The sequence below is a fragment of the Pseudarthrobacter sp. S3 genome, assembly GCF_050156905.1.
Taxonomy (GTDB): Bacteria; Actinomycetota; Actinomycetes; order Actinomycetales; family Micrococcaceae; genus Arthrobacter.
The window spans coordinates 2,191,151-2,208,562 of sequence record NZ_CP189583.1 but is presented as its reverse complement, the minus strand read 5'-3'; the positions used below and the strand labels follow the sequence as shown (position 1 = coordinate 2,208,562).

General features: G+C 65.0%; 14 protein-coding genes. 7 read left to right on the top strand and 7 right to left on the bottom strand.

Translation table 11 applies throughout. The annotated features are described in order from the left end of the window. Nucleotides 1–51: 51 nt before the first annotated feature. A complete protein-coding gene (locus ACQCSV_RS10580; protein WP_426938395.1) occupies nt 52–1,125 on the bottom strand; it encodes a YeiH family protein in 1,074 nt (357 codons plus the stop codon). Nucleotides 1,126–1,238: 113 nt separating this feature from the next. On the opposite strand from ACQCSV_RS10580, the gene ACQCSV_RS10575 reads away from it, so the two are divergent. From ACQCSV_RS10575 to ACQCSV_RS10565, 3 genes are all read left to right on the top strand, one after another. Beyond that, nucleotides 1,239–2,795 (top strand): circularly permuted type 2 ATP-grasp protein, encoded by a 1,557-nt coding sequence (locus ACQCSV_RS10575; RefSeq protein WP_354155738.1) that lies wholly within the window; start codon nt 1,239–1,241, stop codon nt 2,793–2,795. Between the two features lie 75 nt (nt 2,796–2,870). After that, nucleotides 2,871–3,797, top strand: a complete 927-nt coding sequence (locus ACQCSV_RS10570) for an alpha-E domain-containing protein (RefSeq protein ID WP_056339904.1) — start codon at nt 2,871–2,873, stop codon at nt 3,795–3,797. Next, nucleotides 3,794–4,645, top strand: coding sequence for a transglutaminase family protein (locus tag ACQCSV_RS10565; RefSeq protein ID WP_354155737.1), 852 nt, complete (start codon nt 3,794–3,796; stop codon nt 4,643–4,645). The genes ACQCSV_RS10570 and ACQCSV_RS10565 overlap by 4 nt, the downstream gene beginning before the upstream one ends. Before the next feature lie 50 nt (nt 4,646–4,695). Here ACQCSV_RS10565 and ACQCSV_RS10560 read toward each other — a convergent pair whose 3' ends face one another. The 3 genes from ACQCSV_RS10560 to glgC form a co-directional block, all read right to left on the bottom strand. After that, complete coding sequence (locus ACQCSV_RS10560; protein ID WP_354155736.1) at nt 4,696–5,208, bottom strand: pyridoxamine 5'-phosphate oxidase family protein; 513 nt, start codon at nt 5,206–5,208, stop codon at nt 4,696–4,698. A gap of 44 nt (nt 5,209–5,252) precedes the next feature. Further along, entirely contained in the window at nt 5,253–6,704 is a 1,452-nt protein-coding gene (locus ACQCSV_RS10555) for an SDR family NAD(P)-dependent oxidoreductase (protein ID WP_354155735.1), read from the bottom strand. A gap of 82 nt (nt 6,705–6,786) precedes the next feature. Then, nucleotides 6,787–8,196 (bottom strand): glucose-1-phosphate adenylyltransferase, encoded by a 1,410-nt coding sequence (gene glgC, locus ACQCSV_RS10550; RefSeq protein WP_354155734.1) that lies wholly within the window; start codon nt 8,194–8,196, stop codon nt 6,787–6,789. Between the two features lie 99 nt (nt 8,197–8,295). Here glgC and glgA point away from each other — a divergent pair, with 99 nt between their 5' ends. Next, nucleotides 8,296–9,504 (top strand): glycogen synthase, encoded by a 1,209-nt coding sequence (gene glgA / locus ACQCSV_RS10545; protein WP_354155733.1) that lies wholly within the window; start codon nt 8,296–8,298, stop codon nt 9,502–9,504. 101 nt (nt 9,505–9,605) lie between these two features. On the opposite strand, the gene ACQCSV_RS10540 is transcribed toward glgA, so the two are convergent. Both ACQCSV_RS10540 and ACQCSV_RS10535 read right to left on the bottom strand, forming a co-directional pair. Continuing rightward, entirely contained in the window at nt 9,606–11,753 is a 2,148-nt protein-coding gene (locus ACQCSV_RS10540) for an acyl-CoA dehydrogenase (RefSeq protein WP_354223852.1), read from the bottom strand. Nucleotides 11,754–11,806: 53 nt separating this feature from the next. Further along, entirely contained in the window at nt 11,807–12,499 is a 693-nt protein-coding gene (locus ACQCSV_RS10535; RefSeq protein WP_426938394.1) for a TetR/AcrR family transcriptional regulator, read from the bottom strand. 61 nt (nt 12,500–12,560) lie between these two features. On the opposite strand from ACQCSV_RS10535, the gene ACQCSV_RS10530 reads away from it, so the two are divergent. From ACQCSV_RS10530 to ACQCSV_RS10520, 3 genes are read left to right on the top strand one after another with little or no spacing between them, the layout of a single operon-like run. Then, on the top strand, nt 12,561–13,928 hold the full coding sequence (locus ACQCSV_RS10530; RefSeq protein ID WP_354155730.1) for an acetyl-CoA C-acetyltransferase: 1,368 nt from the start codon (nt 12,561–12,563) through the stop codon (nt 13,926–13,928). Between the two features lie 9 nt (nt 13,929–13,937). Then, the gene (locus ACQCSV_RS10525; RefSeq protein WP_354155729.1) at nt 13,938–15,278 is read left to right on the top strand and encodes a 3-oxoacyl-ACP reductase; all 1,341 of its coding nucleotides are present in this window, start codon (nt 13,938–13,940) and stop codon (nt 15,276–15,278) included. After that, complete coding sequence (locus ACQCSV_RS10520; RefSeq protein WP_354155728.1) at nt 15,275–16,201, top strand: MaoC/PaaZ C-terminal domain-containing protein; 927 nt, start codon at nt 15,275–15,277, stop codon at nt 16,199–16,201. The genes ACQCSV_RS10525 and ACQCSV_RS10520 overlap by 4 nt, the downstream gene beginning before the upstream one ends. On the opposite strand, the gene ACQCSV_RS10515 is transcribed toward ACQCSV_RS10520, so the two are convergent. Then, on the bottom strand, nt 16,198–17,310 hold the full coding sequence (locus ACQCSV_RS10515; protein ID WP_354155727.1) for an FUSC family protein: 1,113 nt from the start codon (nt 17,308–17,310) through the stop codon (nt 16,198–16,200). The genes ACQCSV_RS10520 and ACQCSV_RS10515 overlap by 4 nt on opposite strands. Nucleotides 17,311–17,412: the final 102 nt, after the last annotated feature.

The following is a 17,412-nucleotide window of genomic DNA, read 5'->3' as shown; positions in this document are numbered from 1 at the left end:
CCGCTATCTAATCACGGGATCCGGGCCTGCCGCGCCCCATCCCGCCGCAGCCTAGGCTGTCATCAGCAGTGCCGCAGCAAGGCCCAGCAACGCGATCAGCAGCCATGCCGCCAGCGCTGCGAGCAGTGCCTTCGCTCCGGTGTGCAGCAGTGTGCGGATCCTGACAGCGGACCCGAGCCCGAACAGGGCCGCTCCCAGGAGAATGTCCTGCAGCCCGGAACCGGCGTCGAGCAAGCCGTCGGAGAGCCAGCCCGTGGACCGGATCGCAACCATGGCCACGAAACCCACCACGAACAGGGGCACCAGCGGCGGCAGCGTGTGTTGGCCCGATGTGCTCCTGCGGTGGTGCAGGCCCGCCACGGCAACAACCGGTGCCAGCAGCAGCACGCGGGTGAGCTTAACGACGACGGCGATGCCCAGTGCCGCGGTGCCGGCAGTCTGCGCCGTAGCCACCACCTGGCCGACGTCGTGCACCGACGCACCCGTCCAGGCACCGAAAGCGAGGGGGCTCAAGTGCAGGGGATGCATCAGCAGCGGCAGGATGCCGATCGCCAAGGTGCCGCACAAGGTCACCAACGCCACCGGCAGAACGGTATCCGCATGCCGGATCCGGCGCACAGCCGCCATGGCTCCGATGGCGGACGCCCCGCAGATCGAAAAGCCGGTGGCCACCAGCAGCGCGGTCTCACGCGGAAGCCGGAACAACCGCACCAGCAGGTACGTGCCGCCGAAGCTCAGAAGCACCACGCCAGTGATGAGGACCATGGCCAGCCAGCCCAGGCCCAGGATGTCCATGATGCTCACTTTGAGGCCCAGCAGGATTATGCCTCCGCGCATAAGGTGCTTGCCCGCAAAGTCGAGGCCCGGCCTGGCCCGGCCGGCGATCCACGTTGCCGTGCCGGGCAGGTTGGCGGCAAGCAGGCCCAACGCAACCGCGATGGTCATGGCCGGCAGTGCCGGCACCATGGCATGTACGGCGAAGGCAACGCCAAGCGCGGGGGTGGCTGTCAGGAGGCCGGGCAGGAGCCTGCCGGAACGTATCGTCAGTCCACGAAGCCTGGCTCGCAGTCCGCTGTGGCTGTTCCCGCTGTCTCCGATGCTCCCGGCATTACTTGTCTCTGGCACTCACTAACCTTGCCGGATAGGACACGGATCCAACGAACCGGCGTTGCCCCGGCAACACGCCACAATGGATGGCAGTAATGAATTCGAAACAAAAAGATGGTTGGCTAAAGGACATGTCAGACCTATTCCAGGATTACTCCGAGGCCGCCGGGCGCACGGGTGCCTACGACGAGATGTTCGCCCCCGGCCAGGAAGCGCGGGAGTCGTACGGTCAGGTGGCCGATGCCCTGAGCAAGCTCTCCCTCGTTGACGTCAGCGCCCGGGCTGACTCCATGGCACGGACGTTCCTGGACCGCGGTGTCACCTTTGACTTCGCGGGGGAGGAGCGGCCGTTTCCGCTCGACATCGTCCCGCGCGTAATCCCCGCCGATGAGTGGACCGTGCTGGAAAAGGGCGTGGCGCAGCGCGTCCGGGCCCTGGAAGCCTTCCTCAACGACGTCTACGACAAAATGAACGTGGTGGCAGACGGCGTCATCCCGCGCCAGCTCGTCACAACCAGCGCCCACTTCCACCGTCAGGTGCACGGCTTCGAGCCGGCAGGCGGGGTCCGCGTGCACATCTCGGGCATCGATGTGGTGCGCGACGCAGCAGGCACCTTCCGCGTCCTGGAAGACAATGTGCGGGTGCCGTCCGGTGTCAGCTACGTGCTGGAAAACCGGCGGGCCATGGCCAAAGGCCTGCCCGAAGCGTTTGGCCAGCAGCTCATCCGGCCCGTGGAAGAGTACCCCAGGCGGCTGCTGTCCGCCCTGCGCAAAACGGCGCCCGCCGGCGTCGACGATCCCACGGTAGTGGTGCTGACCCCCGGCGTCTTCAACAGCGCCTACTTTGAACACACCCTGCTGGCCGGCCTGATGGGCGTGGAGCTTGTCGAAGGCCGCGACCTCATTTGCCGCGGCAACCGCGTCTACATGCGAACCACGGCCGGTGAACAGCGCGTGGACGTGATCTACAAACGCATCGACGACGAGTTCCTGGACCCTCTGCAGTTCCGCTCGGATTCCATGCTCGGCTGCCCGGGACTGGTCAACGCTGCCAGGGCCGGCGGCGTGACCATCGCCAATGCCGTGGGCAACGGCGTGGCCGACGACAAACTTGTCTACAGCTATGTTCCGGACCTCATCCGCTATTACCTCAGCGAGGAGCCCGTCATCGCGAACGTGGACACGTTCCGGCTCGAGGAGAAGGAATCCCGGGAGTATGTCCTGGACAACCTGGCTGAGCTCGTGGTGAAGCCCGTGGACGGCTCCGGCGGCAAAGGCCTGGTCATCGGGCCGGACGCCTCCCACGATGAACTCGAGGCCCTGCGCAAACGGGTCATCGCTGACCCGCGGGGCTGGATCGCCCAGCCGGTCCTGCAGCTTTCCACCGTGCCCACCCTGGGCGGGGACAAGTTCGGCCCGCGGCACGTGGACCTGCGCCCCTTTGCCGTCAACGACGGCGACGACGTCTGGGTACTCCCCGGCGGACTCACCAGGGTGGCGCTCAAGGAAGGCTCCCTGATAGTGAACTCGAGCCAAGGCGGCGGCTCCAAGGACACCTGGGTGCTGGCAGACTCACCCCAGGTGCCGGTGGAAACTGTTCCGCGGCCCACCATATCCATCCGCGAACGGGTATCCGTCTGGCCAGTGGAGAGCAACTGGCGCGACCGCCAGTCGGAGCAGCAGCAGTGACCCCGGCCATCGAACCGGCACAATTGTTCACGGGGTCATCCCCACAGATTTCGGACGCGCAGGAGGTCACCGCGAATGCTTAGCCGTATTGCTGAGTCCCTATTTTGGATCGGACGCTATGTGGAGCGGGCCGACGGCACCGCCCGTATCCTGGACGTGCACCTGGAACGCCTGAACCACCTCCCCATGGACGAACGCCGCAGGGTGGCCCAGGAACTGCTCGCAGTCATGGGTGCCCGGCCGCAGAGCGAAGACTTCGGCCTGCCCGAACTCCTTCACGCCCTGGCGTATGACAAAACCAGCGCAACCTCCATCGCCGGGTCGCTGGGCGCCGCACGTGAGAATGCCCGCCGTGCCCGCGAGACCGTGTCCTCGGGCCTGTGGGAAAGCCTCAACACTACTTACTACGGGCTGAGCCAGCACCGTAAGGACGTCGTGGGGACGTACCGCTTCTGCAACTGGACGCTGGAACGCACGGCCATGGTCAGCGGCCTGGCCGACACCACGGTGAGCCATGACGAAAGCTGGCTGTTCCTGGTGTTGGGCCGGTCCCTGGAGCGCGCGGACATGACGGCGCGGATGCTTTCCACCCGGGATGTGCTTTCTGCGGGTATGTCCTGGGTCAACATGCTGCGGTGCGCGGGGGCCTATGAGTCGTTCCTGCGGACGCGCCGGGCCGCGTTCGGGGACCAGCATGCAGCCGAGTTCCTCCTGCTTGACCGGCTGTTCCCGCGGTCCATCGTCTACGCCCTGCGCGACGCTGATGAGTGCCTCGCCAAGCTGGACCCTTCGGCGCAGCGGGTGGGCTTCATCAACGATGCCCGCCGGATCGTGGGCCAGGCCCGTACGTTCCTCGAGTTCCACCGGACGGACGATCTGATGTCCGAACTGCCCGAGCATATGGAACGCGTGCAGAAGGCCGTCTCGCAGGCCTCGGACGCCATTTCCCGAAAATACTTCAATCAGGCAGACGAGCTCGCCTGGGTGGGAGAAGTTTCATGACCCGGCTGAGCATCATCCACACCACGGCCTACAAGTACAACAAGCGCGTCACGCTCTCCTACAACGAAGCCCGCATGACCCCGCTGACCGACCCCCAGCAGGTGGTCCTTGAATCCGTGCTCAAGGTGTCGCCGACGCAGGCGGCCGTGGGCAACTACCGGGACTACTGGGGCACGCGGGTCACCGCTTTCGACATGCAGATGCCGCACGACCACCTGGAGGTCGTTTCCAATATCACTGTCGAAGTGCACCGGGCGGAAAAAATCCCGGCCGATTCCGACATCGCCGGCTGGGACGTCCTGGCATCGAAGGAATCGTTTAATACGTTCAGTGACTGGCTGCCGCAGTCCCAGCTGAGCGGTCCCGGTGACGAGGTACTGGGCATCATTCCAGGTGTCGTGGCGGGCAAGAACCCGCACCAGGCAGCCATGTCCATCTTCGAATGGATGCGCGGCGAGATGACATACATGTCCGGTTCCACTGCGGTCACCACCAACGCCGAGGAGGCCTGGGGACAGCGGCAGGGCGTCTGCCAGGACCTCGCGCACCTCGCCATCGGCGCGCTGCGCAGCTGCGGCATTCCCGCCCGGTACGTCTCCGGCTACCTGCACCCGAGGTCGACGGCGGCCATCGGCGAGACTGTTGCAGGCCAGTCACATGCGTGGCTGGAGTTCTGGGACGGCGAGTGGCGCAGCTGGGATCCCACCAACCACAAGCCGGCAGGCGACTACCATGTCACTGTTGCCAGGGGACGTGACTACCGGGACGTGCCGCCACTGAAGGGCATCCTGTCCGGCGGTGGAGGCTCGGCGCTCAGCGTGAGCGTGGAAATCACCCGGCTGGCTTAGGCCTCTAAGGCGGGGACTTCACCTCGGCGCGTGGCCGGGTTGGCCCTGCGTTACTCGGGAGCTGCCTTGGCTGCTCCGCTGAGCTGGGTCCACCACGTCATGGGCGCGGTGACCTTGAACCGGCGCCCGGACACAGTGCCCGGGCTCACCCGGACAAACGTGTCCTTCTTCCCGGCCTGCCATGGGAAAAGATACAGGGCCGCGGAGTCCAGGATGCCCTCGGTTCCTGTAATGGCCTTAGCCGGTCCCCTGACCACCACGCTCCAGGCCAGGCCACTGACGGCATCCACGCCGTCGGCCTCCAACGCCACAGCGGCACCGCCCGAGGCGGCGGCCAGCTTGGTTCCTTCGCCGGTGCGGAAGACCAACGTTCCGCCATCCACCGTGTAGTTGATGGGGAAAATATCAGGCTGGCCGTCCACCAGGACGGCCAGCCTGCCTACAGACACCGTCCGCAACAGGGCCCAGCATTCGTGGTGTTCCAGGTTTTGGACCTGGGACGTTGACCCGCTGGAGTTGGACTCGCTGGACGTTGAGCCGTTGGACGTTGCTGTGCTGTTCATGCCGCCGAGCCTACGCCCAACACCACGGCCATGACAGTGGCCCGCTACCAGGGGCTGGGCTTGTAGTCCTTGAGGAAGACCCCGTACTGGTCCTCGCCGTTTTCGCCCATCACGATCGGATCGTAGACGCGGGCTGCGCCGTCCACCAGGTCCAGGGGTGCGTGGAAGCCCTCCTCCATGAGCCGGACCTTGGTGAAGTGCGGGCGTTCGTCGGTGATCCAGCCGGTGTCCACAGCCGTCATCAGGATCCCGTCGGCGTCCAGCATTTCCTGGGCGCTGGTCCGGGTCATCATGTTCAAGGCCGCTTTGGCCATGTTGGTGTGCGGATGCCCGGGGCCCTTGTAGGCCCGCGAGAACTGGCCTTCCATGGCGGAAACGTTGACGATGTACTTCCGGTGTGCGGTGGCGCGTTTCATGGCATCCCGGAGCCTGCTGACCAGCAGGAACGGGGCCGTGACGTTGCAGAGCTGCACTTCCAGCATTTCCAGGGGGTCAACCTCGTCCACCACCTGGGTCCAGCTGTTGATGCCGGCCAGGTCCGGAACGAGCCCGCCGGCGTCGATCGCTGTACCGGCGGCGATCCGCTCCAGAGAAGCCGAGCCGGTGGAGAGCGCCAATGATGTGATCGCGTCACCGGCCAGCACGGGGTGATCGGTGACACTGCTCGCGAGGGCGAGGGGATGTTTGTCGTGGGCGTGGCCGAACGTCACCAGTTCCGGTCCGCCGTTGGCCGGCTCCAATGCGGCGGGCAGCGGTTCGTCCTCGGCGTCCACCAGGGGCTTATAGGCGTTGCCGGACCGGCGCACGGTCTGGGCAGCGTTGTTGATGATGATGTCCAGGGGGCCCGCGGCGTTGAGCGAATCCGTCAGGGCCATCACCTGTGACGGGTCGCGAAGGTCGATGCCCACGATCCGGAGCCTGTGCAGCCAGTCGCCGCTGTCTTCCATGGCCGCGAAGCGGCGCGCCGCGTCTTTGGGGAACCGGGTGGTGATGGTGGTGTGGGCGCCGTCCCGGAGCAGGCGCAGGGCAATGTACATGCCGATTTTGGCGCGCCCGCCGGTGAGAAGAGCACGCCGGCCTGTCAGATCCGTGCGGGCATCCCTTTTGCTGTGGCTGAACGCGGCGCATTCCGGGCAGAGCTGATGGTAAAACGCGTCCACTTGCGTGTAATGCTTCTTACAGACATAGCAGGGGCGGGAACGGATCAGGTGCCCGGCCACCTTGCCCGTCGCTGACGTCTCCAGCTTGTTGCCGCGGGTCTCGTCGTCGATCCTGTCCGGTGCTGCCGTAGCGGTCTGTGCAATGACGGCCCGGTCGGCTTCAGAGATCAAGTCCCGCTTGGTCACGCGGCGGTGACGCTTCACGGCCTTGAACATCTTCCCGGTAGCGCGGCGCACCGTGACATAGTCAGGGTGTTCCTCGTCGTAAACGTGGATGGTGTTCAAAACCTTGAGGCAGGCCTGGATTTCTTCAGGCGTCAGATCTGGGGAGCTCATTGTACCGATTTTACAGCCTCACGAAGATCCGGCCCGACCGGATCCAGCGACAAGCGGTCCTGCCGGGCCTGCCCGTTGCGGCCTACGCGCGGTGGGCGCCTTGGGCGGCATGCAATGCCGTCTCCGCATGAACCGCCGCGGCCTGTTCCACCGATTCGCGGATCTCGGGATAGTTGGCCGTTGCCGCCTGGATGGCATTAGGCACAAGGTGGAGGTTCCGGGCTGCAAGCGCCCGTTCCGCCTCCCCGGGCTCAGGCACCTGTTGTCCCTTGGCGAGTACGGTGATACCGGTCTCGGTCACCTTGAAACCGCGGGCGCGGTCCAGTTCCGGATCCAGACCGATCGCGGCGCCGGCCGGTACCTTCACGTATTTGTCCAGGATGGCCCGGTTGACGACGGCACCTTCGCCGATGTTCACCTTGTCCATCAGGACCGAGTCGATGACTCTGCTGCCGTTACCCACAAAGACGTCATTGGAGAGGACGGAACCCTCCACCACGCCGCCGGAGATGACCACACCACTGGAAACAATGGAGTCCAGGGCGGTGCCCACGGTGTCATTCTCGCCGCGGACAAACTTGGCGGGCGGGGAGATGCTTTGCCGCGTGTAGATGGGCCATTCAGAGTTGTAGAGGTTGAACACAGGCAACGGGGAGATGAGATCCATGTGCGCGTCGTAGAACGAATCGATGGTGCCCACGTCACGCCAGTACGTCCGGTCGCGTTCGGTGGAACCGGGGATGTCGTTGAGCGTGAAGTCGTACACTCCAGCCTCTCCCTGGCTGACGAAGTAGGGGATGATGTCCCCGCCCATGTCGTGCTTGGTATCGAGCCGTTCGGCATCGACGTGGAGGGCATCCACCAAAGCATCGGCGTCAAAGACGTAGTTGCCCATGGACGCCAGGAACTGGGTCGGATCGGCGGCCAATCCGGGAGTTGTGGCGGGTTTCTCCACGAATGCGGCGATCTTTTGCTGGTCCTCCTGGTCCACCTCAATCACGCCGAACTGGTTTGCCATGTTCAACGGTTGGCGCACGGCGGCCACAGTGGCCTTGGCCCCGCTCAGCACATGCTGTTCCACCATCTGGGCAAAGTCCATGCGGTAGACGTGGTCGGCGCCAACGACGACGACGATGTCGGGGTTGGCGTCATAGATCAGGTTCAGAGACTGGTAGATGGCGTTGGCGCTGCCCAGGAACCAGCTCTTGCCGACCCGCTGCTGCGCCGGCACGGACGCCACGTAGTTGCCCAACTGCGTCGACATCCGCCAGGTCTCGGAAATGTGGCGGTCAAGGCTGTGAGACTTGTACTGGGTCAGCACCACAATCTGCAAGTAGCGTGAATTCACCAGGTTGGACAGCGCAAAGTCAATCAGCCGGTAACTGCCGGCAAAAGGCACAGCAGGTTTGGCCCGGTCTGCCGTCAGTGGCATTAGCCTGTTACCCTCGCCGCCTGCGAGGACAATGGCCAGGACTCTTTTGTTCAACGGCATGGTGGTCGCTCCTGTACGCCTTCGTATCTCCCCACAGTCCGGCATGCCCGGACTCCTTCACACTAGAACAGATAGTGCGGAACGACTACCTTGGGTAACGTGCGAATAGACATTGTGACTAAAGAGTTCCCGCCCGAGATCTACGGAGGCGCCGGAGTCCACGTGGCCGAATTGAGCAGGGTGCTGAGTAAGCGAGTTGACCTGCAGGTTCGTGCCTTTGGAGCTCCCCGCGACGCCGATTACCACGGTGCCGGGGTGACTTCCTATTCCGTTCCCGAAGACCTGGGGTCTGCCAACGCCGCCGTCCAGACGCTAGGAGTGGACCTGCGCATCGTGCCGGACGTGGCAGGGGCCGATCTGGTCCACTCGCACACCTGGTACGCGAACATGGCCGGCCACCTGGCCTCCCTGCTCCACGGCATCCCGCACGTACTGAGCGCCCACAGCCTGGAGCCCTTGAGGCCGTGGAAGGCCGAACAGCTCGGCGGTGGCTACGCCTTGTCCTCGTGGGTTGAGAAAACCGCCTACGAGGCCGCAGCGGCGATCATCGCCGTCTCGGAAGGCATGCGGCAGGATATCCTGCGCAGCTACCCCGACGTCGACCCCGCCAAGGTCAGGGTGGTCCACAACGGTATCGACGTTGAACTGTGGCAACGCGATGAAAACGACGACGCTATCCGTGCGCTGGGCATCGACCCGGATAAGCCGAGCGTGGTGTTTGTCGGACGCAACACGCGCCAGAAGGGCGTGCCGTACCTCCTGCGTGCCGCCGCGAAGCTGCCGGCCAACGTACAACTTGTGCTGTGCCTCGGGGCGGCGGATACCCCCGAACTCGCTGCAGACACTGCACGCCTGATTGAGGAATTGCAGAGCCAGCGGACCGGCGTCGTCCTGATTGAGCGGATGCTGCCGCGGAACGAACTCATCCAGGTCCTCAGCCACGCCACAGCGTTCGCCTGCCCGTCCATCTATGAACCGCTGGGCATCGTCAACCTCGAGGCGATGGCCTGCGGTGCCGCCGTTGTGGCCAGCGCTACGGGTGGTATTCCCGAGGTGGTCCAGCACGGGCAGACGGGCCTCTTGGTGGATCTTGAGCAGGTCACCGATGGCACCGGCACACCGCTGGATCCGGAGAAGTTCGTGACGGAATTTGCCGCCGCACTCACGGAGGTGGTCTCCGATCCAGAAAGGGCGCGTGCCATGGGCCTGGCCGGCCGCCGCCGCGCGGAGGAGCACTTCTCCTGGGAATCCATCACGGAGACCACCCTTGAGGTCTACCGCTCAGTGCTTCCTGGCGGACAGCCGTAACAACAGCAGTACTGACCAAACAACGCACGACGGCGCCGCTCCCCGCCGAGAGGAGCGGCGCCGTCGTGCGTTGACCCAGGCGTGTAACGCGGAGCAGGCAGTCAGTTCCGCTGGGTGCGGCCGCCGGCAGAGGTACGCGCCAGCAGGGCCTTTTCGTCGACGGGGGCGTCGCCTCTGGCCCGCTGTGCCCTGACGTACGCGCGGGCCTCGTCCTGCCGGGCCTTCTCGGCACCCGTGGCGATGGCGGCGCGCACGTGCTCGTCGCCGTACCCGAAGGCGTCCACAAGGTCCAGTGCGTGCGGTCTGATCTTGACCAGGAGACGGTTGATGTAATCACCAACGGTGCGTGCCCGTTGCATGGAGAGCCGGCCGTTCATGAGGTACCAGGACAGGTTCTTTTCGATCAACGACAGGCCAAATAGGTCACGCAGCCAGGTCAGGACCCGCCTGGTGCCGGGGTCCGTGACATCGTCCAGCGCCTCCGTGAACGCCTCCCATTGCAGGAGCTCGGCATGGGCCTGGGCGGCGTCGATCAGCTCGTTCTGGTGCTGATTGAAGAGGGCCGCCCCCTTTTCGACGGGCAGCTTGTTGGCGCCCTTCAGGGCGCCCCCGACGTCGGCCACCATGGTCTGGACGCGGTCCGTCAGGAGGGCGCGCTGGCCTTCCTCGTCCCTGAGCGCGATAGCAGCCCTTTGGACGGATCCGTTATCGGCGACAAACTGCGCCACCTGCCGCAGGCCGGTGCGGTGGATCGCGACGCCCGTTGCCTGGGAAACCACGTAGCGCGCCAGCACGCCGAAATCGACATTCCTGAACTCCTTGGCGTAGTCGGACAGGAGGCGCTTGGCCACAAGCTGCAGCAGGACGGTATTGTCGCCCTCAAACGTGACATAGACGTCCAGGTCCGCGCGAAGGGAGGCGAAGCGGTTTTCAATCAGGAAGCCGGCGCCGCCGCACGCCTCGCGGCATTCCTGCAGGGTGTCCAGGGCATGCCAGGTGCTCAGCGGCTTCAGGGCTGCGGCGAGGGTTTCCAAGTCCTGCCGGTCCTCGTCAGTATCGTGGGCGCCGGAAAAGACGTCGTCGAATTTCTGGAGGAGCTGCTCGTGCGCGAAGCCCGCGGCGTACGTGGTGGCCAGCCTGGTAAACAGGCGCCGCTGGTGGCGCTGGTAGTCCAGGAGGACTTCTTCTTCAGTGTGCGAGGACGCGTTGAACTGGCGCCGTTCGGTGGCATAGCGGATGGCTGCTGTCAGGGCGACTTTCGACGCCGCCACAGCGGCGCCGTCGAGGGACACGCGGCCCTGGACGAGGGTTCCCAGCATGGTGAAAAAGCGGCGGCCGGGGCTGGCAATGGATGACTTGTAGGTTCCGTCCGGTGCCACATCGCCATACCGGTTCAGGAGGTTTGTGCGGGGGATGCGGACGTTGTCGAAATGCAGCCGGCCGTTGTCGATCCCGTTGAGGCCCCCCTTGACGCCGTCGTCCTCGCCACCGATCCCGGGCAGGAACTCCTTGGTCTGGGGGTCCCGGAGGTCAACGTAGAAGGCATGCACGCCATGATTAACGCCCTTGGTCACCAACTGGGCGAACACAACAGCGGCGAGGCCGTCGATGGCTGCATTGCCGATGTAGTCCTTCCACGCAGCGCGGAAGGGTGTGCGGACCACAAATTCCTGGGTTTTGACGTCGTAGGTCGCGGTGGTGGCGATGCTGGCCACATCGGAACCGTGGCCGGTCTCCGTCATGGCGAAGCAGCCGGGGATCTCCAGGCTCATGATGCCTGGCAGCCAGTTTGTGTGGTGCTGCTGCGTGCCCAGGTGCATTACGGCCGAGCCGAAGAGGCCCCACTGGACACCAGCCTTAATCTGCAGGGACGGGTCGGCGGTGACCAGTTCCTCGAACGCCGCGATGTTGCCGCCGTGGTCATCGGAACCGCCCAGTGCCGACGGGAAGGCCCGGTGCACGGCGCTGTTGTCCACGAGGTACTCCAACTGGGCGAAGGCTCGCGTCCGGTGTTCGGTGTGCGTCAGTCCTTCAATTTTGTGCAATGCAGGGTCACTGGCCAGCGCACGGGATTGGCGACGAGAGTCCGCCCATTTGCCCAGGAGTTGCTCGCCGAGGGCGGCAACGTCGACGGCGGGCTGCGCTGCCGCACCGTGGCCGGCGGCCGGGCCCTCCGCCGCAGCGGTGGTCACGGCTGTATTGGTTACGTCAGCGTCCGGGTCGGTACGGCGGTCCACTACTTCGGTCATGTCAATATCCTTCGTTGGTTCTGACAGGAGGGTTTGGGGTTGATGAGTCGGAATCATGGCGCGCTGGCAAGCCTAAGCTCGGGCGCGATTCCCACGCATAGCCAGGCCGTGATCTGGCGGGCCATGGCTTCCTGGTCCGGCTTCGCCGCAGAATCCGGTGTGCTGAGCCATTGCTCGCCGGCATTTCGGACCAGGCCGATGGCCGCCGTGGGCCAGTAGCCGATCACTGCTTCCTTGCCGTCGCCGAGGTGGGTCCGCATCGGTGCGGCGATCATCTCCGCGATGGAATCGAAGAAGTGGCCCAAGGCTCCCGAAATGGCGGCCGATCCGTGGGGGCCGTCCGCGTCCACCGGCGCATAGCGGGTGACGAAGCTATAGACGTTGGGGCTGGTTTCCGCCATCTGGAGATAGGCCGAGATCATGGCCAACAGCCCTTCCCGCGGGGTCTGTGCGCCTTGGGCCGCTTCGCGGATCTTCCGTTGCATCTGGCTCAGGACAACTTCGCCGACGGCGTGCTGCAGGCCGGCTTTATCACCGAAATAGCGGTAGAAGACTGACTTCGATGTTCCGGCGGCAGCAGCAATCTCCTCCATGGAGGCATCGCTGCCAAGCGCGTGGACAGCCCGCCGCGCGGACTTGATGAGCTCCCGGCGTCGCTCCTCCCGGTGGGTCTGCCAGCGGGCCGAGCGGCCGTCGGCATTTCCGCCGGCAGCCGGCGTCTGGGCTTCTGAGTGGAGGTTGTTCACGATACTCAGCGTATCAGGTACGCTGGGTATCGGTAACCGTCGCAGATCAGAGGAGTCACCCATGTCCGTCAATGGACAGTCCGGCACCGGACCCCACGAATTCGCCAGCCCCACGACGTCCGGGGCGGCGCGGCCGGTCCGCCGGGCCGTGATTGTGGGTGGAAACCGGATCCCGTTTGCCCGGTCCGGAGGGGCCTACACGAAGTCGTCCAACCAGGACATGCTCACAGCAGCACTTGACGGTCTTATCGCCAGGTTTGGCCTCCAGGATGAGCGGATCGGCGAGGTTGCGGCGGGGGCCGTACTCAAGCATTCCCGTGACTTCAACCTCACCCGCGAGGCAGTCCTGGGTTCGGCGTTGTCGGCGGAAACCCCCGCCTACGACCTGCAGCAGGCGTGCGCCACCGGCCTCGAAACGGTTCTGGGCCTGGCCAACAAGATCAAACTGGGCCAGATCGATTCCGCCATCGCCGGTGGTGTCGACTCGGCGTCGGATGCCCCCATTGCTGTCAGTGAAGGCCTCCGCGAGATACTCCTGGACCTCAACCGCGTTAAGACACTGCCCCAGCGCCTGCAGGTACTCAGCCGCCTGCGGCCCAGGGACCTGGCCCCCGATGCTCCGAGTACGGGGGAGCCACGCACTGGGCTGTCCATGGGCGAGCACCAGGCGCTGACCACCGCGCAGTGGAACATTTCGCGCGAGGCGCAGGATGAGCTGGCTTTCAACAGCCACCGCAACCTTTCCGCAGCGTATGACGCAGGATTCTTCGATGATCTCCTGACGCCATACCGAGGCCTCGCCAAGGACTCCAACCTGAGGTCGGACACCACATTGGAGAAGCTGGCTACACTCAAGCCAGTCTTCGGGAAGAGCCTCGGCACCGAGGCCACCATGACGGCGGGAAATTCCACACCGCTGACCGACGGGGCCTCCACGGTCCTGCTCGCATCCGAAGACTGGGCTGATGCACATGACCTGCCGAAGCTCGCCACCGTCGTGGATGGTGAAGCTGCCGCCGTGGACTTCGTCCACGGCAAGGACGGACTGCTTATGGCCCCAGCGTTTGCGGTCCCCAGGTTGCTGGCCCGCAACGGACTGACGCTGGATGACTTCGACTTCTTTGAGATCCACGAAGCCTTCGCTGGGACTGTCCTGAGCACCTTGGCCGCCTGGGAAGATGATGAGTTCGGCCGCACCCGGCTGGGACTTAAGGGCGCCTTCGGCAGCATCGACCGCACCACGCTGAACGTCAACGGCTCCTCCCTGGCCGCGGGCCACCCATTCGCGGCCACCGGCGGACGTATTGTGGCCTCGCTGGCCAAGATGCTGGAGGCCAAGGGCAGGGTCGACGGAAGGCCTGCGCGTGGTCTTATTTCCATCTGCGCCGCCGGCGGCCAGGGCGTCGTCGCAATTCTCGAAGCACTCTAGGGGCACCGGATGACGGACAAATACACCGCCCTGGTCAACCAGAGCATCGGCAAGAACATCGCCAGGCGACTGGGCCTGCCCCAACCTGCGCTGCTGCGCCGCTTCAAGCCGGGCCAGCCACTGGTCACTGGCCCCGTGCTGGTCCAGGGCAACACCGCCGGTGCCGACGAACTGGCCGCCACGCTGCTTTCCTGGGACCTGGACGTCCGGCGCCACGCAGTGCCCCGCGAAAAGCTTGGCGCAATCATTCTGGTCCTGGATGAGCTGTCCCGGCCAGAAGACCTCGAAAAGCCCGTGCTGTCCGCGGCGTCCTCCCTGCGAGATCTTGGACCGAGCGCCCGCGTTATCACCATCTCCCGGCCTGCCGCGGAAACAAGGTCCCCTGCACAGTCGGCTGCCCGGCAAGGTGTGGATGGCTTCCTGAGGTCCCTGGCCAAGGAACTCCGGGCCGGCGCAACAGCGAACGGCATCGTCCTGGCAGAGGGGGTACAAAGCACCAGCCCCAGCGCTCTTGCCGCCCTGCGGTTCTTTCTCTCCGGCCGGTCGGCATTTGTGGACGGCCAGTTCCTGACTGTCGCAAGCGAGCAGGGCAACCTGCCCCCGGATTTCGAGAAGCCGCTCGCCGGCAAGGTTGCCGTGGTCACCGGCGCCGCCCGCGGCATCGGTGCGGCTATTGCCCGGACCCTCCACCGGGACGGGGCCACCCTGGTCCTCGTAGATATCCCGGCAGCCGGGGACCATTTGGCTGCCGTTGCCAACGAAGTCCGCGGCACGGCGCTTCAGCTGGATATCAGCAGCGCAGATGCCGGCCAGCGGATCATCGACCACGCCGTGCAGCGTCACGGCCGTCTGGACATCGTCATCCACAACGCAGGAATTACCCGGGACAAGCTGCTCGCCAATATGGACCACGGCCGCTGGACCTCCGTCCTGAACATCAACATCGCCGCCCAGCTCAGGATCAACGAAGCGCTCCTTGCTTCTGAACACTTCCGTAATTCACCACGGATTGTCTCGGTGGCATCCACCAGCGGCATCGCGGGCAACCGCGGCCAGACCAACTACGCGGCGTCCAAGGGCGGCGTGATGGGTATGGTGCGCGCTTCTGCGTCCCTTCTGGCGGCGAACGGCGGGTCCATTAACGCGGTGGCACCCGGATTCATCGAAACAGACATGACAGCAGGGATCCCGTTTGCCGTCCGCGAAGTGGGACGGCGGCTCAACTCGCTGCAGCAAGGTGGCCAACCGTCCGACGTCGCGGAGGCCGTTGCCTTCCTGGCGAGCGACGCCGCGGGGGGCATTAACGGCGACGTGCTGCGCGTCTGCGGACAGAACCTGGTGGGGGCATGAGCATAGTCGGGCCGGTCATCCTCGGGGAGATGCCTTCCCTGTCCAAGCTGTACGTCAATGCCGCCGCGCAGGCGGCGCGGCGGCGCGTCTTGGGCACGCACAACGGATCAAACCTTCCTGCCACTAGCCACGAAGTGCGCGGGGTAAGGGCCGACGTCGGCAACCTCACCGCGTACCAGCACCTCATCGGGCTGTCTGCCAGGGACACCCTCCCGGCCGGCTACCTCCACGCACTGGCATTTCCGCTGGCCATGAGTGTGATGAACCGCGACGATTTCCCGCTGCCGCTCCTGGGCATGGTCCATCTCAGCAACCATGTGGAGCAGAGGTCGCCGGTGCTCTTCACGGAATCCCTGGACATCCAGGCCAGGGTTGAGAACCTCCGGGGCCACCGGGCCGGAACGCAACTTGACGTTGTGTCTGAGATCCGTGGCGCGGATACGCCGGACATCAAGTGGACCGGGCGCTCCTCCTACCTGGCCAAGGGTGTGTTCCTCCCCGGCATCGACAAGCCGACGCCCCACAACCGCCAGGCCGATTTCACGCCTCCGGACCCCACCGCGATTTGGCATTTGGGGGTGGACACGGGAAGAGCGTATGCCGCCGTTTCCGGTGACTTCAACCCGATCCACCTGAGCGTTCTGTCTGCCAAGGCCCTGGGCATGCGCCGCTCCATCGCGCACGGGATGTACCTTGCCTCAAGGGCCCTCGCGGATGTCGGGCCGGCCAAGGGCGAAACGTTCACGTGGGATGTCACGTTCGAGGCTCCAGTGTTCCTGCCGGCCCGCGTTGCCTTGGATATCAACGCCCTGGATATCACCACGGCGCAGACGCCTGGCGAAGGCTGGCAGCGGGCCGAATTTGTGGCGTGGAACCCCCGCTCCGGCCGCCGCCACTTCAGCGGCTCCGTGGCTCCGCTCTAGGACGCCGGCCGCACAGCCCTGAGGATACGGTGCAGGCTCAGGAGGATGGACTCGGACGCTGTCACGGCCGAATCCTCCTGGGCCCGCTCCGCAACCGTTGCCATGCCGGCCTCCACTGCTGACTTCGCGGCAGCGAAGAGCCGTCGCTGGTCTGCTTCATCCCCGCCGTCGAACGAGGCCAGGAGTTCACCGGTGGCAGTCATGGCCGCTGCCAGCGATGAACTGTCCTGGAATGGCACTGTGTACGGTGCGTCGTCCCTCCAGATGACATCAGACAGGACTTCTGTCATGTCCTGGATATGGAACGTAGCGCGCTCCAGATCACGAAGGTTGCGATAGTCGAGATCCACATCGCGTGGATGGAACCGGCGGCGCGGATTGGCGCGGCGGCTCGCGTCAGCCTCCTGGACCAGGTGCCGGACCGTACTGGCTGCCTCGGCCAGCTCTGTCGACCGGCGGGACCAGGCTTCATGCTCGGGAGGCCACTTTTCAGTCAGAGCCGCTCCCATGTCAGTCAGTTGCCGCCCGAGGGCCAGCCTGAGCTTGCCCAGGCTGGCGGCCGCCGCGTTGAAGTGCAGAGGAGGAAAGACCAGGAAGTTTACGGCGATGCCCACCGCAACGCCGACACCCATCTGGATGAGGTAGCCAAAGGAAAAGTCGTCCCGGTTGCTTCCGCCCACGAGTAGAACCAGCAGCGCCGCCGTCGGAATCCAATCGCTTCCGGAGCCAATCCGGGGGAGGCCGCCGAGGAGCACGCCGATTCCCATAACCACCGCTACAGTCAGCGGTGACGGATCACCAACAATGACCAGAGCAAATGCGAGCCCAATACCGAGAGCAAGGCCCACCAGCGCCTGGAGTCCCTGTCGGAATGATCCGGCCACGTTGTGGTACATCGACACCAGCGCCCCAAGCGGCGCGTAATACGGATACTCGGCAGCGGATCCTGGCATCAAGGGAGCAATGGCAAAAGCTAGGCCGGCGGCAAGAGCTGCCTTCGCGGCCAACTGCAGCCGCTGTAGCGTGAATGCGGACGAGAGCCCGGCCAGCGAACTCTTTAGGAGGCGGGATCCAGCGGCGGGCCGGTGTTGCGCTTGAGTGTCACCCATCCGACCCACATTAGGTGCAGACGTTTGCTCCGACAATCCCGACGCCGGCCGCCGGAACTCCGCAGCCAGCTGATGCGCTTTGCCCTGCGTGCGTCAGTCCTC